We start from the raw sequence: 19,221 nt of genomic DNA, 5'->3' as shown, positions 1-19,221 counted from the left end.
TTTTTTATGGTGAAATATGGCATTGCCAATTGAAATTGTTGCTAAAGGCTTACAAAGAGAAAGACAAAAGGCAGGGCTGTCCTTGGCAGAAGTGGCTCGCCGCGCAGGAATAGCGAAATCGACTTTGTCACAATTAGAAGCGGCACAAGGCAACCCGAGTCTGGAAACCTTATGGGCCTTGTGTGTGGCTTTGGATATTCCTTTCGCGAAGTTGATGGAAAGCAATATTACACAAACGCAAGTGATTCGCTTTGGCGAAGGGCCTTCGGTTTCATCCGAGATTGCCCATTACCAAGCGATTTTATTGGCCAATTGTCCTACAGGCGCTAGACGGGATGTGTATATCTTGGTCACCCAGCCTGGCGAGCCACGCTGTAGTCAGCCCCATTCAATTGGTAGCATTGAGCATATTATTATTATGCAAGGCAGGGCTAAGGTTGGCCTGATTGCAGAGCCTGTGCTACTCAGTGAGGGGGATTATATTTGTTATCCTGCAGATCAGGCGCATATCTTTGAAGCACTGGAAACCGATACCCGAGCGATTTTGATCTCAGAGCAAAGATAGGGATGTTTTAAGTGATTGGAACAGTTTTTTTCAATATGCCGGCTTTCTTGCTTTGTTCATGCTCTGAATCACTTTATAATTACTCGATTTTTATGTGATGGAACTAGATTCGTGAGTATTATTGTTGCCCTAGACGCAAAAAGCCAATATGACGCCCTAACAATTGTCGATCAGCTAGATCCGTCATTGTGTCGTGTCAAAGTGGGTAAAGAGCTGTTTACTCATGAAGGTCCATCAATCGTTAAAAACTTACAAGACAAAGGTTTTGAAGTTTTTCTGGACTTAAAATTCCATGATATTCCAAATACCACGGCTCAGGCCGTGTGTGCAGCAGCAGACCTTGGCGTATGGATGGTAAATGTGCATGCATCAGGTGGCCGTAAAATGATGGAAACCTGTGTAGAGCGCTTAAAGGCTGGAAATTATCAAACTCAACTAATTGCAGTGACGGTTTTGACTTCAATGGGACGGGAAGATTTACGTGATCTTGGCCTAGATATCGAGCCAGTTGAGCAGGTAAAGCGTTTAGCAAAACTCACTCAAGAAAGTGGTTTGGATGGCGTGGTTTGTTCAGCACAAGAAGCCAAGATCCTTCGTGAGTTGTTAGGGCAAGAGTTTGCATTAGTTACGCCAGGGATTCGCCCAGAAGGTTCAAATGCAGATGACCAAAAACGTATTGTAACTCCTAAGCAAGCCATGCAAGTTGGATCAACGCATTTAGTCATCGGTCGCCCAATTACCAAGGCTGAGAATCCAACTGAGATGTTGAAATCAATCTTGGCTTCAATCTGATAAAGTACGATTTTAAAACCTCATACTTAGAAATAAGCTGATTAAGAGTGGTGCGAGAAGTGACAATATCAATCCACTCATCATGGCATGTGGGACATAATGTGTGCCACATGATTGTTTGACCATGGCAAGCGTGACATCCATCGAGGTTGCGCCAGCACTGGAAATCGCAGAGCGTGGAAAGCGCCAACCCAAACAATACATCAATAAAATCGCAAAAATCTCTCTAAACAAATCCGTTAATAAAGCGATTCCACCCAGTTTGGCTGAGTGTAGCTCAGTAAATAAAATCCCTGACATGGAATACCAACCATAACCTTGGGCTAAGGCCATGACTTCGTTTAGGCTGTAATGGTTGGATAGAATAAAATAGTTAAAGACCGCAGCTAAGCAGGAACCGACAAAAGCCGCGATAGGTACAAGTAGAATTCTCCAACTCAACCAGCTACGATCAAACTGAGTGAAGGCCAGTTCGATCCCGATCAAAAAAATAAAGATCAGTAATAAATACCAACTATTAAAGCTGATCGCTAAACCTGCACTATTGACCACGACGCCGAATAGGATACCAACACCCAAAGCCAAAAATGCTTTGGCAATATTCTTGAGCGCATTGAGAAACAGGTGCAGGGAAATCTTTCCTTGGACACTTTGGCGATCAATCAGTTTGTAGGTGACCAAGCAAATAAAAAATGAACCAATTGAAGTGGTGAATGCAATCAGTAATGCTGGTGGTAGAATGGCAGCAGGATTTTGAACGTGATTTAAGGCTTGAGTCAGCTCAAATGCGACGCTAATCAGTAAAATATAAGAAAAATAGGGCAGTATTTTAAATACAAATTGTTTAATTGACTGTGACAAATGTGGCCCAACAAAATAGCCTAAGCTAATGCAAACAAAAATCTGGAAGATTAAAACAAGAGAGGTCATATCATCAAAGCGTTTATAGTGCTGATTTATTATGCAGGGAAATCTGATACTTGGATAGATTTATATATCACTTGATATAGAATGCTTTGCAATAAAAGTGCATTTAAACAGATCGGGAGTAGCGAACCTGATTGATTCCCTTCATTGTTGTCATGTAACTATGATTATCAGGTTGGCTGAAATATACTGTTGTAAGACATAGAGGTAAATGATTTGTGACAGCAGCTAAGATTCAAAAATTTGCTTTGGAGCGTTTTGCAAAACAAGGCTTTGCAGCAACATCCTTAAATGAAATTGCGACTGATGTTGGCATTAAAAAGCCTTCAATTTATGCACATTTTAAAAATAAAGATGAGTTGTATCTGAGCTTGATCCCGATCATGATTGATGAAGAATTGGGACATGCCAAAACCGTTCTGCAAGGTGGTACGAGAATTCAGCAGCAATTACATGCTTATTTTATGAGTATCGAGCAGCGTTTTGACGCCTCTTATGGGGTTCAGTTCTGGATGAATGCGTTAATCAGTCCGCCTGTACATTTATATGATCAGGTGATTGAGCCAATGCATGTTTTTATGGCTGAATTGGAACAGGTATTTTTACAGGCAATACAACAGTCAGTGTTAAAAGAAAATAAGCATCAACTGGAGAGTATGGTCTTAGCACGAGTCTGTATGAGTTTTGTGGATGCGCTGCAAAGTGAGTTGATCTACGGAGGTCGAGATAAGTTCAGGCTTCGGTTGGATGCCATTCTAAAAACATTAGATGTTCTGATCAGCCCTTAATTGTAGTCAATTGCTGATCAGAGCATGATATTTGTTATTCTGTTTCCATCGTCGAAAATGTGTCAGCTTGCCTAAGTGCTGCATAAATACATAAGCCCAGTGCAATCCCACCACAAATGAATAGGCTGGCTGGCAGCAGGCTGATGTTAATTTCAAACAAGCTCACGATAAAGCCAATCAACGAAGCAAAGGCATATTGCAGCAAACCCATTAATGATGAGGCTGCACCAGTTAAATGTTGAGGGCTTTGTTGCATGGTAAGTGCAGTTAAATTACCAAAAATAAAACCTGTAGACCAGATACTCAGTCCTAAAAGTACGATGTATTGCCATAAGTTTAAGTGATAGAAACTGACACTCAGCATCAAAATGAAACTGGCGCCACTAAATATGCATAGGCCCAGTACCAATAATTGCTGCGCTGTCCATCGTTTTAATAACAGGATTGAAACTTGTCCAAGGATAATCAAGCCTACGGCGTTGGCTGCAAATAGGCTGCTAAAACTTTCATTATGAATATGATAATGCTGGATAAAAATAAACGGTGATTGGCTTAGATAAACAAAGAAGCCGCCCAAGATAAAACCACCTGCCAAGGTGTAAGCCATAAAGCCTTTATTTCGGGCAAGTGCTTGATAGCTGGTTCGAATTGCTGCAAATTGAAGTGGCTGACGATATTGAGGTTTTAGGGTTTCTGGGATGGCATGATTCCCCCATAACCAGAGAATCGCCCCAAGTACGGCCAAAGTATAGAAAATCAGATGCCAAGAGCCGATCCGCAGGATGAGGCTTCCAAACAAGGGGGCAATGATGGGTACAATCATCATGACCTGCATCAAAATAGAAAAATTTTTGGCACTGGTTTTGGCATCACAGACATCAGAAATAATTGCTCTTGGAACCACTAAACCTGCAGATGCACCGATTGCTTGCAAGAAGCGTGCGGCCAACAGCCATTCAATACTTGGTGCAATCGCGGCGAATAATGACCCCAAGATGAATATTGCGATACCAATCAGTAAGGGTTTACGTCGCCCAAAGCGATCAAGCAATGGGCCATACAATCCTTGACCGATTGCGAGTCCAATCAGGAATACAGAAAGGGTGAGTTGGATATGACCTGGTGAAGTTGCAAAACTTTCTGCAAGCAGTGGAAACGCTGGCAAATAAATATCAATTGCCAATGCATCTAAGGCGGTAAAGAGGGAGAGCAACAGTAACAAAGACCAACTGATCTTTGTGATGTGGGTAGCAGCGTTCATGTTTTGTGTACTCTTTCGAGGGAAACAAGATTTATTTAACTACCTAACGGTAGGTAGTTAAAATGTTAACATGATTAATTATGTTTTGCATAGGGAAGAACAGGTGGATTTAAAATCAGCTCCATATAGCGTGGCAATAAAAAAACACCTTTGAGCGTTCAAAGGTGTTCTTGCTATTTGGAAGAATTCAGCTATTTCAGCTTAAGCGGCATGGTTTTTTGAATTAACCGCTGTGTTGATAAAATTATAATCAGCAACATTTACTTTACGGGTTTCTAACCAATATCGCCAAGTGTAGGTTGGCCATAACGAGAAGTTTTTACCGTCAGCTGCTTGATACCAACTGCTACAGCCACCTGCTTGCCATACGGTGCCTTTAAGTTGATCTTGAACACGTTCATTGAATTGATCTTGAACCTCATGTTTGATTTCAACCGCTTGAGTTCCTGTTTTATCGACAGTTTGGATCAACTGGAGAATGTAGTTGACCTGAGACTCAATCATGAAGATCACTGAGTTATGACCGAGAATGGTGTTAGGACCCAATAACTGGAATAAATTGGGGAAGTTCTTGGTGCTGATACCATAGTAACTTTCAGCACCATCTTTCCATGCCTGTTTCAATTCTATGCCATGGCGACCAACACAATCGAAATGCTTGAGATAAATACGAGGGTCGGTAATGAAACCGGTACCGTAAATCAGGCAATCAATTTGACGTTCTTTGCCATCTTTAGTGATGATGCTATTGGCTGTGATTTCTTGAATAGCATCGGTTACCAATTCAACGTTTTTACGATTGAAAGTCGGGAAGTATTTATTGGAAATCAAAATACGTTTACAGCCCATGACAAAATCGGGCGTCAGTTTCTTTGCGAGTTCTTTATCTTTGACTTGGAAACGGATAAAGGCTTCAGCCAGTTTTTGACCATACTTCATGATTTGAGGTTGTACGATAGGTACAACACGAGATTCATTGGTCCAGTACAAACGGGTACGATGAATCTGACGATAGATGTTTGAAGCTTTGAATAACGATTTGCTCAGTTGTGAATATTTACGTTCATCGCGAGGAATCACCCAAGCCGCGGTACGTTGCAATACATATAGCTGCTTCACCTCGGGCGCAATTTCAGGAATATATTGAATCGCACTGCCGCCTGTTCCAATTGATGCAACAGATTTTCCTGTTAAGTCGTAGTCATGGTCCCACTGTGATGAATGGAATACTTTACCTTGGAACTTTTCAATACCTTTAACGTGTGGAACTTGTGGCACATGCAGTGGGCCAGATGCAAAAATAACAAATTGTGCTTCTAGTGTTGGCTGATCTTTGAAAGTCAAAGTCCACAGATTGCGGCTTTCATCAAATTCAGCATGAGTGACTTCATGATTGAACTGACAGTAGTCTTTTAATTTATATTGTGCAGTAATGTCTTGAATATAGGTGAAGATTTCATCTGCTTCTGCATAGCGCTTTGACCAGTCGGTCTTCGGTGCGAATGAAAGCGAATACATATGTGACTGAACATCACAGGCTGCACCAGGATATTGGTTTTCGCGCCAGGTCCCGCCAACATCGTTGGTTTTTTCTAAAATTACAAAATCATTGATTTGACTTTGCAATAGTCGAATGGCCATTGCTAAACCACCAAAGCCTGCACCAATAATTGCAACTTTTGTTTTTTGAATCGCATTTTTGGTTTCATCACGCATAGTCTATGTCCTACACAGCTAAATTTTGTGCAAGTTTAACGGTTTTAGCGAGATTAAATATGATTGTATCGACGCAAAGCTTGATCATTTCGGCAATTCATTTGTACATGCTTTTATAGTAAAACATTAAAGTTTTGAGCATTGCATTCGGAACTATGAAAAGATCTATCCTCGGATTGATGTATTTAATTCAAGGCATGCGACATGTCGGCATTGATGTGGACGCACGTTTAGCGAATATGGGAATACAGGCCGATGCATTAGATCCAAGCTCGATTATCCCCGATGAAATTGAATGGGATATTTTGCAGCATATTAGTCAGGATATCTCACCTGAACAAGGCTTATTCATCGGACAACATTATGCATTGGCTGGTTATGGCCCATTTCTGATGTTATTGGTGACCAGTGATACTTTGCATCGTGCTTTACTCAATGGTGTTCAATTCCAGCAGTTAACTCATCTCTTTGGGTCGCTGCAGTTAAAGATTGAAACTCATTTGATTTATTTGTTCTATCAACCTATTGATTTAAGTATGCATCTTGGTCAGCTTAGGGCACAGTGTGAGATTTCAGGTACCTATAAGTTCTTACAAGATATCTTTAAAATGATGGGCTTGAATGTGCCTAAGATTCAGATTGAATTGCCATTTCAGCGACCTAAAGATCTCAGTTTACTTGCAGCTTATCAAGACTATTATGGGCAAGACGTCAAATTTGGGTGTGCGCAAGCAGCTTTCATTTTAGAAAATACTCAAATTTTAAATACAAAAATTCCATCTGCAGATATTTTGACGTATCGTATTTATGAAGAAAAATGCCTACAGGATATTCAACATTTAGAGAAAAGTGCGGCAGTCAAATTAACCATTGTTGAGTATGTGCAGGATTATCTGGAAATGCAAAATGGGGTCATGCCAACCATGGCAGAAACAGCCTGTGCGTTGAGTATTCCTGAGCGAACCTTAAGACATCAATTGCAGCAAATGCAGACCAGCTATAAAGAAATTCGGGAAACGCTGATCAAACAGAAGGCAATTAAATTTATTGAAAACAGTTCTTATTCCATTGAACAGGTGGCTGAAATGTTGGGTTATTCTGAGCCTGCTGCGTTTAATCATGCCTTTAAAAGATGGTTTGGATTGAGTCCAAGACAATATCATCGAAATCATTAAATGATTAAAAATGGTACATTTTGATGTTTAAACTCTATGATAATTAAGCCTAAAATCTAATGCCATTGAACAGAATGTTCGATATAATTTTCATCAATTAAAATTGCAATAACACCTTATGTCAAATTCTAAACCAGACTCACATAGCACTGCATATATCCCAACATCACCTGCTGAGCGTTATGCTCAAGCACTTGAGTCAGGACAATTCATGCCAGATGAGGCTCAAGCACAAGCCGTGCAAGAGTTGGATCGAGTATGGAAAGAGTTACTCACTCGCTATAAAGCATCTAAGAAAGCGTTTCGACGTTTCCGTCGTCAAACCTATCCAAAGGGTGTTTATATGTGGGGGGGTGTCGGCCGTGGAAAAACGTGGTTAATGGATCAATTCTATGAATCTGTACCATTTCGCCGTAAAACACGCATGCATTTCCATCACTTTATGCAACACGTACATAAAGAGTTGAATAAACTTTCTGGTCAACGTAACCCTTTGGACTTGGTTGCGGATCAAATTTATAAAGATGCCGTTGTGATTTGCTTTGACGAATTTTTCGTATCGAACGTGACTGATGCGATGATCTTGAGTGATCTATTCCAAAAGCTATTCGAGCGCGGCATTACTTTGATTGCGACATCAAACATTGCACCAGATGGTCTATACAAAAACGGAATTCACCGTGATCGCTTTATCCCGACCATTGAGTTGGTCAAAAAGAACTGTGCCATATTGAATGTGGATGCAGGTGTGGATTATCGTTTGCGTGTATTGAAGCAGGCGCAATTATTTAAATATCCATTAACTGATGATGCGCAAGCGTGGTTATCTGGTCGTTTTAAAGCATTGACACAAACCCAGACACAGTCAAATTCACCAATCATGATCAATAATCGTGTGGTGGAAACATTGGGGCATACGGAAGACGTATTGTGGTGTGAATTCTCTGAATTGTGTTTTAAACCACGTAGCCCAGCAGACTTTATCGAAATCGCGAATATCTATAATACCGTTTTGGTCAGCAATGTTCCGCATTTAACCGATTTCTTGTCTGAAGGAACACGTCGCTTTATTTATTTGGTCGATGAGTTCTATGACCGTGGGGTAAAACTAATCCTCACCTCAGAAGATTCGATTATCGATCTTTATGAAGGCGAGAAATTGGCATTTGAAATTGAACGTACGCGTTCACGTTTATTAGAAATGCAATCGGATGATTATCTACATTCGGAGCATCGACAAATTCAAGTCGCGCAGACTTCATAAATGAAAAGGCATTCTTCGGAATGCCTTTTTTTATAAACTTATTGGGATAAGGCTTTATTCTTGGTCGAATTTTGTTATAACTAGATGAGTTTGAAAAGGGAGTATGTTGCATAACTAGAAAAGAAGCACACATCATTTGATATTTTGATAGGTATAAAAAAATATGTTTGTCAATACTTCTAATGGGGAAAATGCTTACTATTTAGGAATGTGATATTACTATTCAGGCTAGTATAAATCAGTATACTAGAATTCTTGTTATAAAAAGTTAGCACCATCAGGAAAGACAATGACTGTACGTATTCAAAAAGGCAAGCTAGCGATTGCTAAAGAACTTTACGATTTCATCGAAAATGAAGCTTTACCAGGTACTGGTTTAGAGAGTGAAACTTACTGGAAGAACTTCGAGCAAGTCGTTGTCGACCTTAGCCCAAAGAACAAAGCATTATTGGCTAAGCGTGATGAACTTCAAGCAAAGATTGATGAATGGCATCGCAACAATAAATTTGAATTAAATGCTTACAAGGCATTCTTAACTGAAATTGGTTATCTCGTACCAGAAGTGGCTGACTTCCAAGTGACGACTGAAAATGTGGATGAAGAAATCGCATTATTGGCTGGCCCACAATTGGTTGTTCCTGTGCGTAATGCACGTTATAGCTTAAATGCAGCCAATGCACGTTGGGGCTCTTTATATGACGCACTGTATGGTACAGACGTTATTTCTGAAGAAGGCGGTGCAGAGAAAGGCAAAGGCTATAACCCAGTTCGTGGCGATAAAGTTATTGCTTTCGCAAAAAATTTCTTAAACCAAACTTTCCCATTGGCACAAGGTTCGCATGAAGATGCAACTCAATATGCAATTGCGAATAATGGTTTGGTTGTGACCTTAAAAGATGGTTCAACTACATCTTTAGCGCATGAATCACAATTTGTCGGTTTCAATGGTGAGGCGGCAAACCCAACTGAAATCGTTTTATTAAATAATGGTTTGCATGTGATCATCGAAATCGATGCAAACAGCCCAATTGGTAAAACTGATGCTGCTGGTGTGAAGGATTTAACCCTTGAAGCTGCGGTAACAACCATTCAAGATTTAGAAGACTCTGTAGCAGCAGTTGATGCTGAAGAGAAAGTAGAAGGCTACCGTAACTGGTTAGGTCTAATGAAAGGTGACTTGCAAGAGTCAATCGAGAAGAATGGTAAAACCGTTACTCGTACTTTAAACAAAGACCGTACTGTACAGAACTTGATTGGTGGCACGACAACTTTACATGGTCGTTCATTGATGTTGCTTCGTAACGTAGGCCACTTAATGACCAACCCTGCGATCTTGGTTGATGGTGAAGAAGTGTTCGAAGGTATTATGGATGCTTTAGTGACACCTTTACTGACAGTTGCTGATATTCGTGGTCAAAACGAGAACAAAAACTCTCGTAAAGGTTCAATGTATATCGTTAAGCCAAAAATGCATGGCCCAGAAGAAGTTGCATTTGCAGTTGAATTGTTTGAGCGTGCTGAACAAGCGATTGGCTTGCCAGCAAAATCACTCAAAATCGGGATCATGGACGAAGAACGCCGTACTTCTGTGAACTTGAAAAACTGTATCGCAGCTGCGAAAGACCGTACCATTTTCATTAACACAGGCTTTATGGACCGTACCGGTGATGAAATCCATACTTCTATGGAAGCTGCGCCAGTTGTTCGTAAAGAAGCAGTTAAAACACAAAAATGGATTGCTGCTTACGAAAATCGTAACGTTGCCATTGGTTTAGCATGTGGTTTACAAGGTAAAGCGCAAATTGGTAAAGGCATGTGGCCGAAACCAGACAGCATGAAAGATATGTTGGCGACCAAGACTGCACATCCAAATGCAGGTGCAACTTGTGCATGGGTTCCATCACCAACAGGTGCTGTACTACATGCTTTGCACTACCATCAAATCAATGTAAAAGCACGTCAGGACGTATTGGCTGCTGAAGATATGTTGACTTTAGATGACTTGTTAACGCCGCCATTTGCACCAGAAACAAACTGGACTGCAGAAGAGTTAAACAACGAACTTGAAAATAACTGTCAAGGGATCTTGGGTTATGTAGTTCGTTGGGTCGACTTGGGTGTTGGTTGTTCTAAAGTGCCAGACATTAACAACGTTGGCTTAATGGAAGACCGTGCAACTTTACGTATCTCTTCTCAACACGTCGCAAACTGGTTACGCCACGGTATCGTAACTCGTGCTCAAGTTGAAGAAGTGCTTAAACGTATGGCTGTGATTGTTGATCAGCAAAATGCCAATGATCCATTGTATACACCAATGGCACCAAACTTTGATGGTATTGCATTCCAAGCCGCTTCAGACTTGATCTTTAAGGGTGCAGAGCAACCATCTGGTTATACAGAGCCATTGTTACATGCTGCGCGTTTAAAATTAAAAGGTTATACAGGTGATTAATCTCATCTAAACAAAAAGCCTCTTCGGAGGCTTTTTTTATGGAGGTGAAGATTTAATTAATTACATCGCATTTTCACAATGTCATAAAACAGGATTACACATCATATAACTGAAAATTTTGCTATAATTCTCCTAGTTTGAACATTTAGCCGAATCATAACGATGTCACAAATTTTAAAATTAGATGCTTTAAAACAAGCCCAAGTTTTGACTTCACCATATCCTTACTTTGTTGTTGAAAATTCAATTGTCGATAGTGAAGTAAAGGCGGTGATTCAAGACTTCCCAAAAATTGAACAGGGTGGAAGCTATAATATTGAAGATGTTGAAATTAAGCCTAATTTTGACCGTTTTCTAAAATCACTGGATACCAAAGAATTTCGTCAAATCTTGACTGAAAAATTTGATGTTGATGTGATGGAACATCCAATGATGATCACTTTACGTGGTTATTCACGTCAAAAAGATGGCCGTATTCATTCGGATTCTAAAACCAAGCTGCTGACCATTTTGATTTATTTGAATGAGTCTTGGGATGCACCAACAGGTCGTTTACGTATCTTAAATGATGAAAAGAATATGGATGACTATGTGGCAGAAATTGATGCGGGTCCAGGTACTTTGGTTGCCTTTAAAGTCACCGATAATGGGTGGCATGGTTATGTGCCTTATGAAGGTCAGCGCCAGTCGATTCAGATTAACTTCCTAACCAGCGATAAAGCTAATGCCAAGCACCGCTTTATTCACGGTTTAAGTGCCAAGATGAAAAAATTATTTGGTTAATTTTTTCTAAGCATCAAAAGAGGAGGTTTTATGCCTCTTTTTTTTAACTTCATTTTCTAAGGAATCTTGAGCAACAAGCTTATGTGTGCCAATTATAAACCTTTAACAGCAGCGCAAGCCAAGCAATTGGAACTGCCTTTGATTCCTTTTGAATATGTAGAGGAGGTCTATCCAAGTTATAGTACACCGCTGCTATTTAAGTCGGAACAGGGTTTAGAATGGCGTGAAGTGTTATTTGGTTTGGTACCCAAATGGTCGGAAGATACCAATATTTCAAAGCATACTTATAATGCACGGCATGAAACGATTTTTCAGAAACCAAGTTTTGTAGAGGCGGCGAGCAAGTGTAAGTTTGGTGTGATTCCTGTGACTGAGTTTTATGAAAGTAAATATATTGATAATAAGCCTCAACGTTGGGGAGTAAGGCGTAAGGATGGTCAGGCATTTTATATTGCAGCGCTCTATGAAATTCGTAAGTTAAATGATCAGGTGATCCGTTCAGCAAGCATGCTCACGATGGATGCCATAGACCATCCGATGATGAAAGACTTTCATGAGCCGGGAGATGTAAAGCGGTCAGTAGTAGTTATTCCACATGAGCGTTTAGATGAATGGTTAAGCTTAAAACAGCCACATCAGCTCTATGAGTTTATGCTGGGTTTTCCTGTAGAAGAATTTGAGTGTTCCCATGTTCCTAAAGCAAAGATTGTAAAAATAACACCGCAACTGAATATGTTTGATTGAGCTTAATATTTGAGTTAATGAGATTAAAAAAGGCTTCCTATTGGAAGCCTTTTTTGGATCAGTTGCTTAGCGCGCAAGATTTTTAAACATATGGCGTAAAATTTCCATGGTTTTTTCAATTTGCAGCGGTGTTAGGCCATCAAAAGATTGTTCTAAAATAACAGAGGTTAGATCATTGATTTTAATGATCATTTCTTGGCCTTTTTCGGTCAGGTAGACACGAGTGATACGACCATCTTCTTTACATGAATAAGTATCGATATAACCTTCATCTTTAAGACGATAAACGATTTTGGTTGTGGTCGACATTTTGGAAATGACCATGTCTGATAGCTCAGACACACTTGCATGAGGTTTGACATGCAAGGCAATTAAAATGCGGCGGCGAGAATTATCTAGACCATATTTTTTGAGTACGTTATCAATATTTTGAACGTATTGAGCATTTACTTGAGAAATCCAGTAAAAAGGGAAGTCTTCCAGGTTAAATGAATCGGCTGTAGGTAAAAAACGCGCATATTTTTTTGGCATCACTTATTTCCTATACTTGCACAAGAAACTACGCCTCGTAGTTCCTAGATTCCATGAAATGTCTCTAACTTTCCTGTTAAAAAAATCTCTTTCCTGATTTTTTTTAGCATTCCATTTTTTAACAAATCTGTCCAAAGATAACGGTGAAATTATCTTTATTCTGAATGAATAAGTCATCATAAAATTCACATAAATCAGTTATTAATGATGTACTATCCAGTCGTCTTTCCCTCAAGGTTGTCCTACAGCTTTGCATCTCTGCTGATTTGTAGAATAATCGTATTGTAGAAAAAAAATACGATTTTTGACATGACATTTTTATAATAATTTCTGTCTAAAATGTCATAAATATACGAAATCAATATATTTATAAAATAAATAACGCTTAAAAAAATAGCGAATACATATATTTGTATTGATCACTTGGTTAAAATATAACACATAAATTTTTTTTAAAAAGTTGAATAAATACATTCTTTATCACATTTTTCCGATGAAATTTAATCAATTATTGTTTTAAAAGTATCAGCAGGCGGTTTTTTAAGGCAGGGAGATGATGGAGAGCTAGATTTAATCCATATGAGGCAAAACAAAAGAATAGCGATGGGGTAGTTGGTGTAAAAAAGACGCATCTAAACAGGATTACAGGTTTAGATGCGTAAAGTGCAAAGCGAGAAAGGAATCACTTGATTTAAAGCTGGAGTTCACTTTCCATCAGTGGCCATAATTTTTGATGAGATTTTTTAAACATCAGCATGTGCCCAATTTGCTTATAGCCGTATTGTTGAGGGTTAAGCTCAATCAATTTGGTTGGCGCATTCGGGTATAAACGTAGTAGATCTTTGACATTTGCCTGCGTAGCAATCTCATCATCACTTGCCCAGAATGATGTGATTGGGCATTGAATATCTTGGTGATAATCTTCAAAGATGGTTTTGCCAATTGCATTCATGACATAGCCAGGTTTGCTGCAAAATTCGGCCCATTGTTTGGCAACATTTTTAGGCAGATTTTCACCCATGCCAATGAATTGCGTTGCACCATAGCCTTTAAAGAAGCTAGAAACAGGAAAAATAACATTAAACATCACAGGTGCAAGGATTTTGGTTTTTCCCTTTAAGCCTTTAACATGCCCAGTTGAGCCTGCAATAGCTAATACTTTCGCAACTTTATGATAATTTGATGTAATCCCGAGTAACTGTCCACCAGCACTATGTCCAACAATCATCACCTTTTCAGCTTGAGTGCGATCTAATAAAGTCTCGATTGCAGCTGGGATATCATAGATTCCCCAGTCATTAATGCTGGCTGTTGAGTCTTTCAAAGCACCATGTAATGACTCTCCAATCCCTCTAAAATCAAAGCTTAAAACATCATAGCCTTGCTGGCTGAGCCAATCCGCGAAAGCATGGTAGAAGTTTTTGGTAATCCCTGTTGCTGGGCAAATCAGAATCGGATATGGCTTACTTTGTTCTTGTGCCGGGTAAAACTGAGCAGCAAGCTGATAGCCATCTTTACAACTGATCCAAAAAGATTCAAAGCGATTCATTTAAAAGTTACTCGTGTATTCGCATGGTTCTACTCTACACAAGTTCTAAAAAGAAACTCGTTTAAAAAATGACTTAAAAGTCAAATTTTATGTAATATAGGCGCAGAAAAGGAATAAATTGATTTCGGGGATATATATGTTGGTTTTAAATACAGCAACACAGCTTGCAATTGTATTTAGTGGGATTTTTCTATGGGTGGGCATGCTCACTGGTGTCTGGAAATATTATCAAATTAGACATTCAGAGTTAGCTCGGGCACATTATTATGTGGATATTGCTCATCGTAGTAGCTTGCTTTATGCCGCTGCCAGTTTAATTTTAGCAGCATTGAGTTTCTTTACAGTTCTGTCTGATGCTTGGGCCTTGTTTTGTGTGGTCGCAAATTTATTCTTTTTTGCGATGTCGATTTTAATTTATATCTTGCATGGATTATTAAAAGATACAACCAATCAATTCAAACAACCACATCAAGTGGGGAGATGGACATTGCCGGCTTGGTGTATGACGCTCATGATGCTCAGTTTAATTATTGTTGAGCTAGGTGCTACAGGTATTTTAGTTGTTGGAACAATGGCTCAGTTTATGTATTAAAAAATGGATGATCACTCATCCATTTTTCCTAAAGAATTTTTTTGGCGCGCTGCGCTTAACTGTCGAAACTTTCGATCGACGATCGCCCACATACAAAAGGCCAGAGATACAACCAATGCATAAGCAAAATATTCAGGTTTTAAATTACCTTTAATCGTGCCTTGAAATAACAACGTGACCATCAAGGCAAGCGTTGTTGTTGCATATAAGATCGAATCATTCGCCTTCAGAGCGTTAATGAAGACTTGCTTGTTGAAATGTATTGATAACATCTCCATCCCTCCTTGTTGTGACGACAAAACCATGCGTTTTTGTCTGAATTGTTTTTTAAGTTGTACTGCTATTTTCTGAGCATTTCAATAGCAAAAGGGGGTATTTTGAAAATAAATTTATGAATGTATTGATTTATATAACTTTTGAGTATTTTTTATATTAATTTATACTATTTTTTAGTTAAATATTACTCATTATTTTTACATTTTGAAAGAATTAGCCGTCAAGATATCCTGCGGAAATAGTATGTTTTAAATGGGGGATCGATAAGTCAAGGGTGGCATAGACAGCCCCCAAGAAAAGAAAGATTTGTCGTAAACAAAAAATGAACGTTGGATAAAAGAACATTTTCTGTATAGCTAAAATCATGTTTGGGTAAAACATCATTTTAACGACAAATCATTTTAATCTTTAGATGCTGTTACGCGATCAACTACAATTGCAAAAACGAGAACGATGAGCGATGGAAGTAACCATGCAAGATTCTGTTCGTTCAAAGGTAAATGCTGGATGAATGTTGGTAATTGTTCAGTAAAGCCAGCTGCTTTTATCGCTTCAATAATGCCGAATAGGAATGCAACCGCAGTCACAGAACCAACCACGATAGAAGGATTGTTCCAACGCTTCCAGAAAAAGCTCAGCATAATCACAACAATTGCAGGGGGATAAATTGCACTGAGTACCGGAACTGATACTGCAATCAGCTTGGTTAAACCTAAATTGGAAATCAACAATGAAAAGCCAGTTAGGATAAAAACAAGCAATTTATAAGACAAGCCTGTCAATTCGGTAAAATATTCAGCACATGCACAGGTAAGGCCAATTGCGGTCACCATACAGGCAAGGAAAATTAAGATCGTTAAGAAATAAGATCCGTAATCACCAAAGGCGTGTTGTACATAAGCATGCAGAATGATTGCACCATTGGCTGCATTCGGCGCAACTTCATGACTACCTAAGCCAAGTTTGAATAAACTGATATAAACAAGTGTTAGTCCAACACCCGCAATCAAGCTTGCAATAATGGCATATTTGGTAATTAATTTAGCATCAGTCACACCACGTGATTGAATCGCTTGAATAATCACAATACCGAATACCAAAGCACCTAAGGTGTCCATGGTCAAATAACCGCTTACAAAGCCTTCAGAAACCGGACTCGCAATATAGTTATTAACAGGAGCTGAGATTAGACCTGTTGGAATAGCAAATGCGGCGATCCCTAAGATTGCCAAGGCAATAATTTTCAAAGGTGCCAATACATGGCCAACAGTATCGAGTAGTTTGTTTGGATACAGTGAGACTGCAGTCACAAAAGCAAAATAAACCACACTATAGATAAACAGGCTGCTGCCAGATGTACCGAAGTAAGGTGCAAAACCAATTTCATACGAAACGGTTGCGGTACGTGGTGTCGCAAATAGCGGGCCTACAGATAAATAGCAGACAATCGTTAATAACAGGCTAAAGAAACGACCCAGTGGAGAACTGATGATTTCGATAGAGCCTTTCATGCGAGATAAGGCCATAATCGTAATAACAGGCAAACCAACTGCGGTAATTAAGAAACCGAAAGCGGCAAGCCAAACATGTTCACCAGCCTGCTGAGCAACGATTGGAGGAAAGATAATATTGCCCGCGCCAATAAATAACGCGAAGGTCATAAAACCTAAAGCAATGATATCTCCTGTACGAAGTTGATTCATAAAGAGGGAGGCATAAAATAAAAGTGCGAATTTTAAAGCAAAAATGCGTTCTTTTGAAACTAATTTATGTGAAATTTGGTTGATTTTTGACTAAAAAGAAATGATTAAAATCATATAATTAGTAATGGTAAAGCTAATGTATTGAAAAGCTTTCTGAAACTTGAAAATCGCAGTGTGGTGGCAATTTTCTGTTATGCGGCTAATCGAATTTAAATATAAAAATAAAAAAGGTCTTTTAGTCTTAAATAGATTGAAGATTTCAATCGGAAGGCGTACAAATATTGAAATACTTTATGCAGTCCCCATATTAATTTTTCTGCATGTGATTTTAATCTGATTGATGAATAAGGAAAATCTCGAATGAGAGCTTCTACTGTGACCATTAAAACTGAACAAGATCTCGAGAAATTAAGAATCTCAGGTCGTTTAGCGGCACAAGTGCTGGAAATGATTGGCGCTTATATCAAGCCAGGCGTTTCAACTGAATATTTAGATGATATCTGTAACGATTATATTGTGAATACATTGCAGGTGATTCCTGCCAATGTGGGCTATCACGGTTTCACCAAGACCACCTGTATTTCGGTCAATGAAGAAGTTTGTCATGCAATTCCTTCTGCGAAAAAGATTTTGCAGGATGGTGACATTTTAAATATTGATGTTGCTGTGATTAAAGATGGTTATTTTGGCGATACCAGTCGGATGTATTTTGTGGGTGAACCTAGCCCAGAAGCCAAGAAACTGGTGGAAACAACCTATGAAGCCATGCTAGCTGGGATTCATACTGTTAAACCTGGTGCGACATTAGGTGATATTGGGCATGCGATTCAGTCTGTTGCGCATCGTGAAGGTTATAGCATCGTCCGTGAATACTGTGGACATGGCATTGGTCGTATTTACCACGAGCAACCGAATATTCTGCATTATGGCCAAAAAGGTCAAGGTATGGTCTTGAAAAAAGGCATGGTGTTTACCATTGAACCGATGGTGAATGCGGGCAAACGCTATGTCAAAGAACTCAATGATGGCTGGACCGTGGTGACTCAAGACAAGTCACTGTCTGCACAATGGGAACATATGGTTGCTGTAACAGATGATGGTTTTGAACTGTTAACCCCATGGCCGAATGGCACAGGACATTATCCAGCTGTTTAAGTTGTCCGATAAAAAAAGCGCGATTTCTAATCGCGCTTTTTTTTAGTTGAGCATTGGGTAAGTTGTTCAACCAAATAATCAATAAAAACACGAACAGCTGGCAATAGACCGCGTCTCGATGGATAAACTGCGTGGAAAATACCGTGTGGTGCCGTCCATTCAGGTAAAACAGTCACAAGTTGCCCTGTTTTTACAAAGTCTTGGGCAATACTGTCGGGCAGCAGGGCGATCCCACAGTTTTGAGTAGCTAATTCCGCTAGCATCAGTAAATTTGAACCCATAATCACTGGGTTTACTTTGATCTTTTTCTGTTGATGGTCAGGACCTGTGAGTAAGAACTGTTGATCGAGATGATCTTCTGCCATACTAATAATACGGTGTTCAGCAAGCTGTTCTGGACTATTAAGATGACCAAATTCATTTAAATAGGCTTGGCTGGCAAAAAGACGTTGTTCAATTGCTTCGAATTGGCGTAATACAAGGTTGGGGTCATCATCCAGTTTAGAACGAACTCGTAAAGCCAGATCAATTCCTTCATTAATGACATCAACACGGCGGTTGCTGACCATCATCTGAACTCGAACTTCAGGATATTTTTTCAAAAACGCGGGCAGGATTTTTGCCATCTGATTTTGTGCAATATCAACAGGCACGCTCACTTTAATCACGCCACGGGGTTGGCTGCTTAAATGATTGACCACATCATGCGCTGCTTGCGCTGCATTCATCATCACTTGTGCATGGCGGTAGACGTCCATGCCGATATCAGTGACAGCAAAATGACGCGAGCTACGTTGAATCAGACGTACGCCCAATTGTTCTTCAAGATTATAAACTCTGCGGCTGAGCTTAGATTTAGGAATGTCAGTCGCACGTTCTGCGGCGCTAAAGCCACCGTGCTCTACAACGAGCGCAAAGCAATAAAAATCATCTAAATCCGTTAGCATT

General features: G+C 39.5%; 18 protein-coding genes. 10 read left to right on the top strand and 8 right to left on the bottom strand.

Annotation, left to right across the window (positions count from 1 at the left end; all coding sequences use genetic code 11):
• Window positions 1-16: 16 nt before the first annotated feature.
• Both NDN13_RS05910 and pyrF read left to right on the top strand, forming a co-directional pair.
• Entirely contained in the window at window positions 17-565 is a 549-nt protein-coding gene (locus tag NDN13_RS05910) for a helix-turn-helix domain-containing protein (RefSeq protein ID WP_251117559.1), read from the top strand.
• A 111-nt stretch (window positions 566-676) separates the two neighbouring features.
• Window positions 677-1,357 (top strand): orotidine-5'-phosphate decarboxylase, encoded by a 681-nt coding sequence (gene pyrF, locus NDN13_RS05905; protein ID WP_251117558.1) that lies wholly within the window; start codon window positions 677-679, stop codon window positions 1,355-1,357.
• Window positions 1,358-1,369: 12 nt separating this feature from the next.
• Here the strand turns inward: pyrF and NDN13_RS05900 are convergent, their stop codons facing one another.
• The gene (locus NDN13_RS05900; RefSeq protein ID WP_251117557.1) at window positions 1,370-2,287 is read right to left on the bottom strand and encodes a LysO family transporter; all 918 of its coding nucleotides are present in this window, start codon (window positions 2,285-2,287) and stop codon (window positions 1,370-1,372) included.
• Window positions 2,288-2,502: 215 nt separating this feature from the next.
• Between NDN13_RS05900 and NDN13_RS05895 the strand changes: the two genes are divergently transcribed.
• Complete coding sequence (locus tag NDN13_RS05895) at window positions 2,503-3,072, top strand: TetR/AcrR family transcriptional regulator (RefSeq protein ID WP_251117556.1); 570 nt, start codon at window positions 2,503-2,505, stop codon at window positions 3,070-3,072.
• A gap of 34 nt (window positions 3,073-3,106) precedes the next feature.
• Here the strand turns inward: NDN13_RS05895 and NDN13_RS05890 are convergent, their stop codons facing one another.
• Window positions 3,107-4,333, bottom strand: a complete 1,227-nt coding sequence (locus NDN13_RS05890; RefSeq protein ID WP_251117555.1) for a multidrug effflux MFS transporter — start codon at window positions 4,331-4,333, stop codon at window positions 3,107-3,109.
• A 201-nt stretch (window positions 4,334-4,534) separates the two neighbouring features.
• A complete protein-coding gene (locus tag NDN13_RS05885; RefSeq protein WP_251117554.1) occupies window positions 4,535-6,049 on the bottom strand; it encodes a flavin-containing monooxygenase in 1,515 nt (504 codons plus the stop codon).
• A gap of 155 nt (window positions 6,050-6,204) precedes the next feature.
• Between NDN13_RS05885 and NDN13_RS05880 the strand changes: the two genes are divergently transcribed.
• The 5 genes from NDN13_RS05880 to NDN13_RS05860 all read left to right on the top strand — a co-directional run bounded on the left by NDN13_RS05880 (window position 6,205) and on the right by NDN13_RS05860 (window position 12,467).
• Window positions 6,205-7,224: an AraC family transcriptional regulator gene (locus tag NDN13_RS05880; protein WP_251117553.1), complete on the top strand. Its 1,020-nt coding sequence runs from the start codon at window positions 6,205-6,207 to the stop codon at window positions 7,222-7,224.
• 118 nt (window positions 7,225-7,342) lie between these two features.
• Window positions 7,343-8,488: a cell division protein ZapE gene (gene zapE / locus NDN13_RS05875; protein WP_251117552.1), complete on the top strand. Its 1,146-nt coding sequence runs from the start codon at window positions 7,343-7,345 to the stop codon at window positions 8,486-8,488.
• Window positions 8,489-8,777: 289 nt separating this feature from the next.
• Entirely contained in the window at window positions 8,778-10,940 is a 2,163-nt protein-coding gene (locus NDN13_RS05870) for a malate synthase G (protein ID WP_251117551.1), read from the top strand.
• Between the two features lie 162 nt (window positions 10,941-11,102).
• Window positions 11,103-11,723 (top strand): 2OG-Fe(II) oxygenase, encoded by a 621-nt coding sequence (locus NDN13_RS05865; protein WP_251117550.1) that lies wholly within the window; start codon window positions 11,103-11,105, stop codon window positions 11,721-11,723.
• An 81-nt stretch (window positions 11,724-11,804) separates the two neighbouring features.
• Window positions 11,805-12,467, top strand: coding sequence for an SOS response-associated peptidase family protein (locus NDN13_RS05860; protein ID WP_251117549.1), 663 nt, complete (start codon window positions 11,805-11,807; stop codon window positions 12,465-12,467).
• 66 nt (window positions 12,468-12,533) lie between these two features.
• On the opposite strand, the gene NDN13_RS05855 is transcribed toward NDN13_RS05860, so the two are convergent.
• Window positions 12,534-12,998, bottom strand: coding sequence for a MarR family winged helix-turn-helix transcriptional regulator (locus NDN13_RS05855; RefSeq protein ID WP_167246796.1), 465 nt, complete (start codon window positions 12,996-12,998; stop codon window positions 12,534-12,536).
• Between the two features lie 691 nt (window positions 12,999-13,689).
• Window positions 13,690-14,547: an alpha/beta hydrolase family protein gene (locus tag NDN13_RS05850; RefSeq protein WP_251117548.1), complete on the bottom strand. Its 858-nt coding sequence runs from the start codon at window positions 14,545-14,547 to the stop codon at window positions 13,690-13,692.
• Between the two features lie 136 nt (window positions 14,548-14,683).
• On the opposite strand from NDN13_RS05850, the gene NDN13_RS05845 reads away from it, so the two are divergent.
• On the top strand, window positions 14,684-15,139 hold the full coding sequence (locus tag NDN13_RS05845) for a hypothetical protein (protein WP_251117547.1): 456 nt from the start codon (window positions 14,684-14,686) through the stop codon (window positions 15,137-15,139).
• An 11-nt stretch (window positions 15,140-15,150) separates the two neighbouring features.
• On the opposite strand, the gene NDN13_RS05840 is transcribed toward NDN13_RS05845, so the two are convergent.
• Both NDN13_RS05840 and brnQ read right to left on the bottom strand, forming a co-directional pair.
• Window positions 15,151-15,411, bottom strand: a complete 261-nt coding sequence (locus NDN13_RS05840) for a hypothetical protein (RefSeq protein ID WP_004653787.1) — start codon at window positions 15,409-15,411, stop codon at window positions 15,151-15,153.
• Window positions 15,412-15,816: 405 nt separating this feature from the next.
• Entirely contained in the window at window positions 15,817-17,118 is a 1,302-nt protein-coding gene (gene brnQ, locus NDN13_RS05835) for a branched-chain amino acid transport system II carrier protein (protein ID WP_251117546.1), read from the bottom strand.
• A 360-nt stretch (window positions 17,119-17,478) separates the two neighbouring features.
• Between brnQ and map the strand changes: the two genes are divergently transcribed.
• Window positions 17,479-18,273, top strand: coding sequence for a type I methionyl aminopeptidase (map, locus tag NDN13_RS05830; RefSeq protein ID WP_251117545.1), 795 nt, complete (start codon window positions 17,479-17,481; stop codon window positions 18,271-18,273).
• Window positions 18,274-18,299: 26 nt separating this feature from the next.
• Here the strand turns inward: map and NDN13_RS05825 are convergent, their stop codons facing one another.
• A complete protein-coding gene (locus tag NDN13_RS05825) occupies window positions 18,300-19,220 on the bottom strand; it encodes a LysR family transcriptional regulator (protein ID WP_251117544.1) in 921 nt (306 codons plus the stop codon).
• Window position 19,221: the final 1 nt, after the last annotated feature.

This window comes from Acinetobacter sp. C32I, from assembly GCF_023702715.1.
Classification (GTDB): domain Bacteria; phylum Pseudomonadota; class Gammaproteobacteria; order Pseudomonadales; family Moraxellaceae; genus Acinetobacter.
The sequence above is the reverse complement of the archived record's forward strand: the minus strand, read 5'-3'. Positions and strand labels throughout refer to the sequence as shown.

Coding starts and splice junctions, on each gene's coding strand:
- NDN13_RS05910 (WP_251117559.1), top strand. CDS start 17: ATGGCATTGCCAATTGAAATTGTTGCTAAAGGCTTACAAAGAGAAAGA.
- NDN13_RS05900 (WP_251117557.1), bottom strand. CDS start 2,287: ATGACCTCTCTTGTTTTAATCTTCCAGATTTTTGTTTGCATTAGCTTA.
- NDN13_RS05890 (WP_251117555.1), bottom strand. CDS start 4,333: ATGAACGCTGCTACCCACATCACAAAGATCAGTTGGTCTTTGTTACTG.
- NDN13_RS05885 (WP_251117554.1), bottom strand. CDS start 6,049: ATGCGTGATGAAACCAAAAATGCGATTCAAAAAACAAAAGTTGCAATT.
- NDN13_RS05880 (WP_251117553.1), top strand. CDS start 6,205: ATGAAAAGATCTATCCTCGGATTGATGTATTTAATTCAAGGCATGCGA.
- zapE (WP_251117552.1), top strand. CDS start 7,343: ATGTCAAATTCTAAACCAGACTCACATAGCACTGCATATATCCCAACA.
- NDN13_RS05870 (WP_251117551.1), top strand. CDS start 8,778: ATGACTGTACGTATTCAAAAAGGCAAGCTAGCGATTGCTAAAGAACTT.
- NDN13_RS05865 (WP_251117550.1), top strand. CDS start 11,103: ATGTCACAAATTTTAAAATTAGATGCTTTAAAACAAGCCCAAGTTTTG.
- NDN13_RS05860 (WP_251117549.1), top strand. CDS start 11,805: ATGTGTGCCAATTATAAACCTTTAACAGCAGCGCAAGCCAAGCAATTG.
- NDN13_RS05855 (WP_167246796.1), bottom strand. CDS start 12,998: ATGCCAAAAAAATATGCGCGTTTTTTACCTACAGCCGATTCATTTAAC.
- NDN13_RS05850 (WP_251117548.1), bottom strand. CDS start 14,547: ATGAATCGCTTTGAATCTTTTTGGATCAGTTGTAAAGATGGCTATCAG.
- NDN13_RS05845 (WP_251117547.1), top strand. CDS start 14,684: ATGTTGGTTTTAAATACAGCAACACAGCTTGCAATTGTATTTAGTGGG.
- NDN13_RS05840 (WP_004653787.1), bottom strand. CDS start 15,411: ATGTTATCAATACATTTCAACAAGCAAGTCTTCATTAACGCTCTGAAG.
- brnQ (WP_251117546.1), bottom strand. CDS start 17,118: ATGAATCAACTTCGTACAGGAGATATCATTGCTTTAGGTTTTATGACC.
- map (WP_251117545.1), top strand. CDS start 17,479: ATGAGAGCTTCTACTGTGACCATTAAAACTGAACAAGATCTCGAGAAA.
- NDN13_RS05825 (WP_251117544.1), bottom strand. CDS start 19,220: ATGCTAACGGATTTAGATGATTTTTATTGCTTTGCGCTCGTTGTAGAG.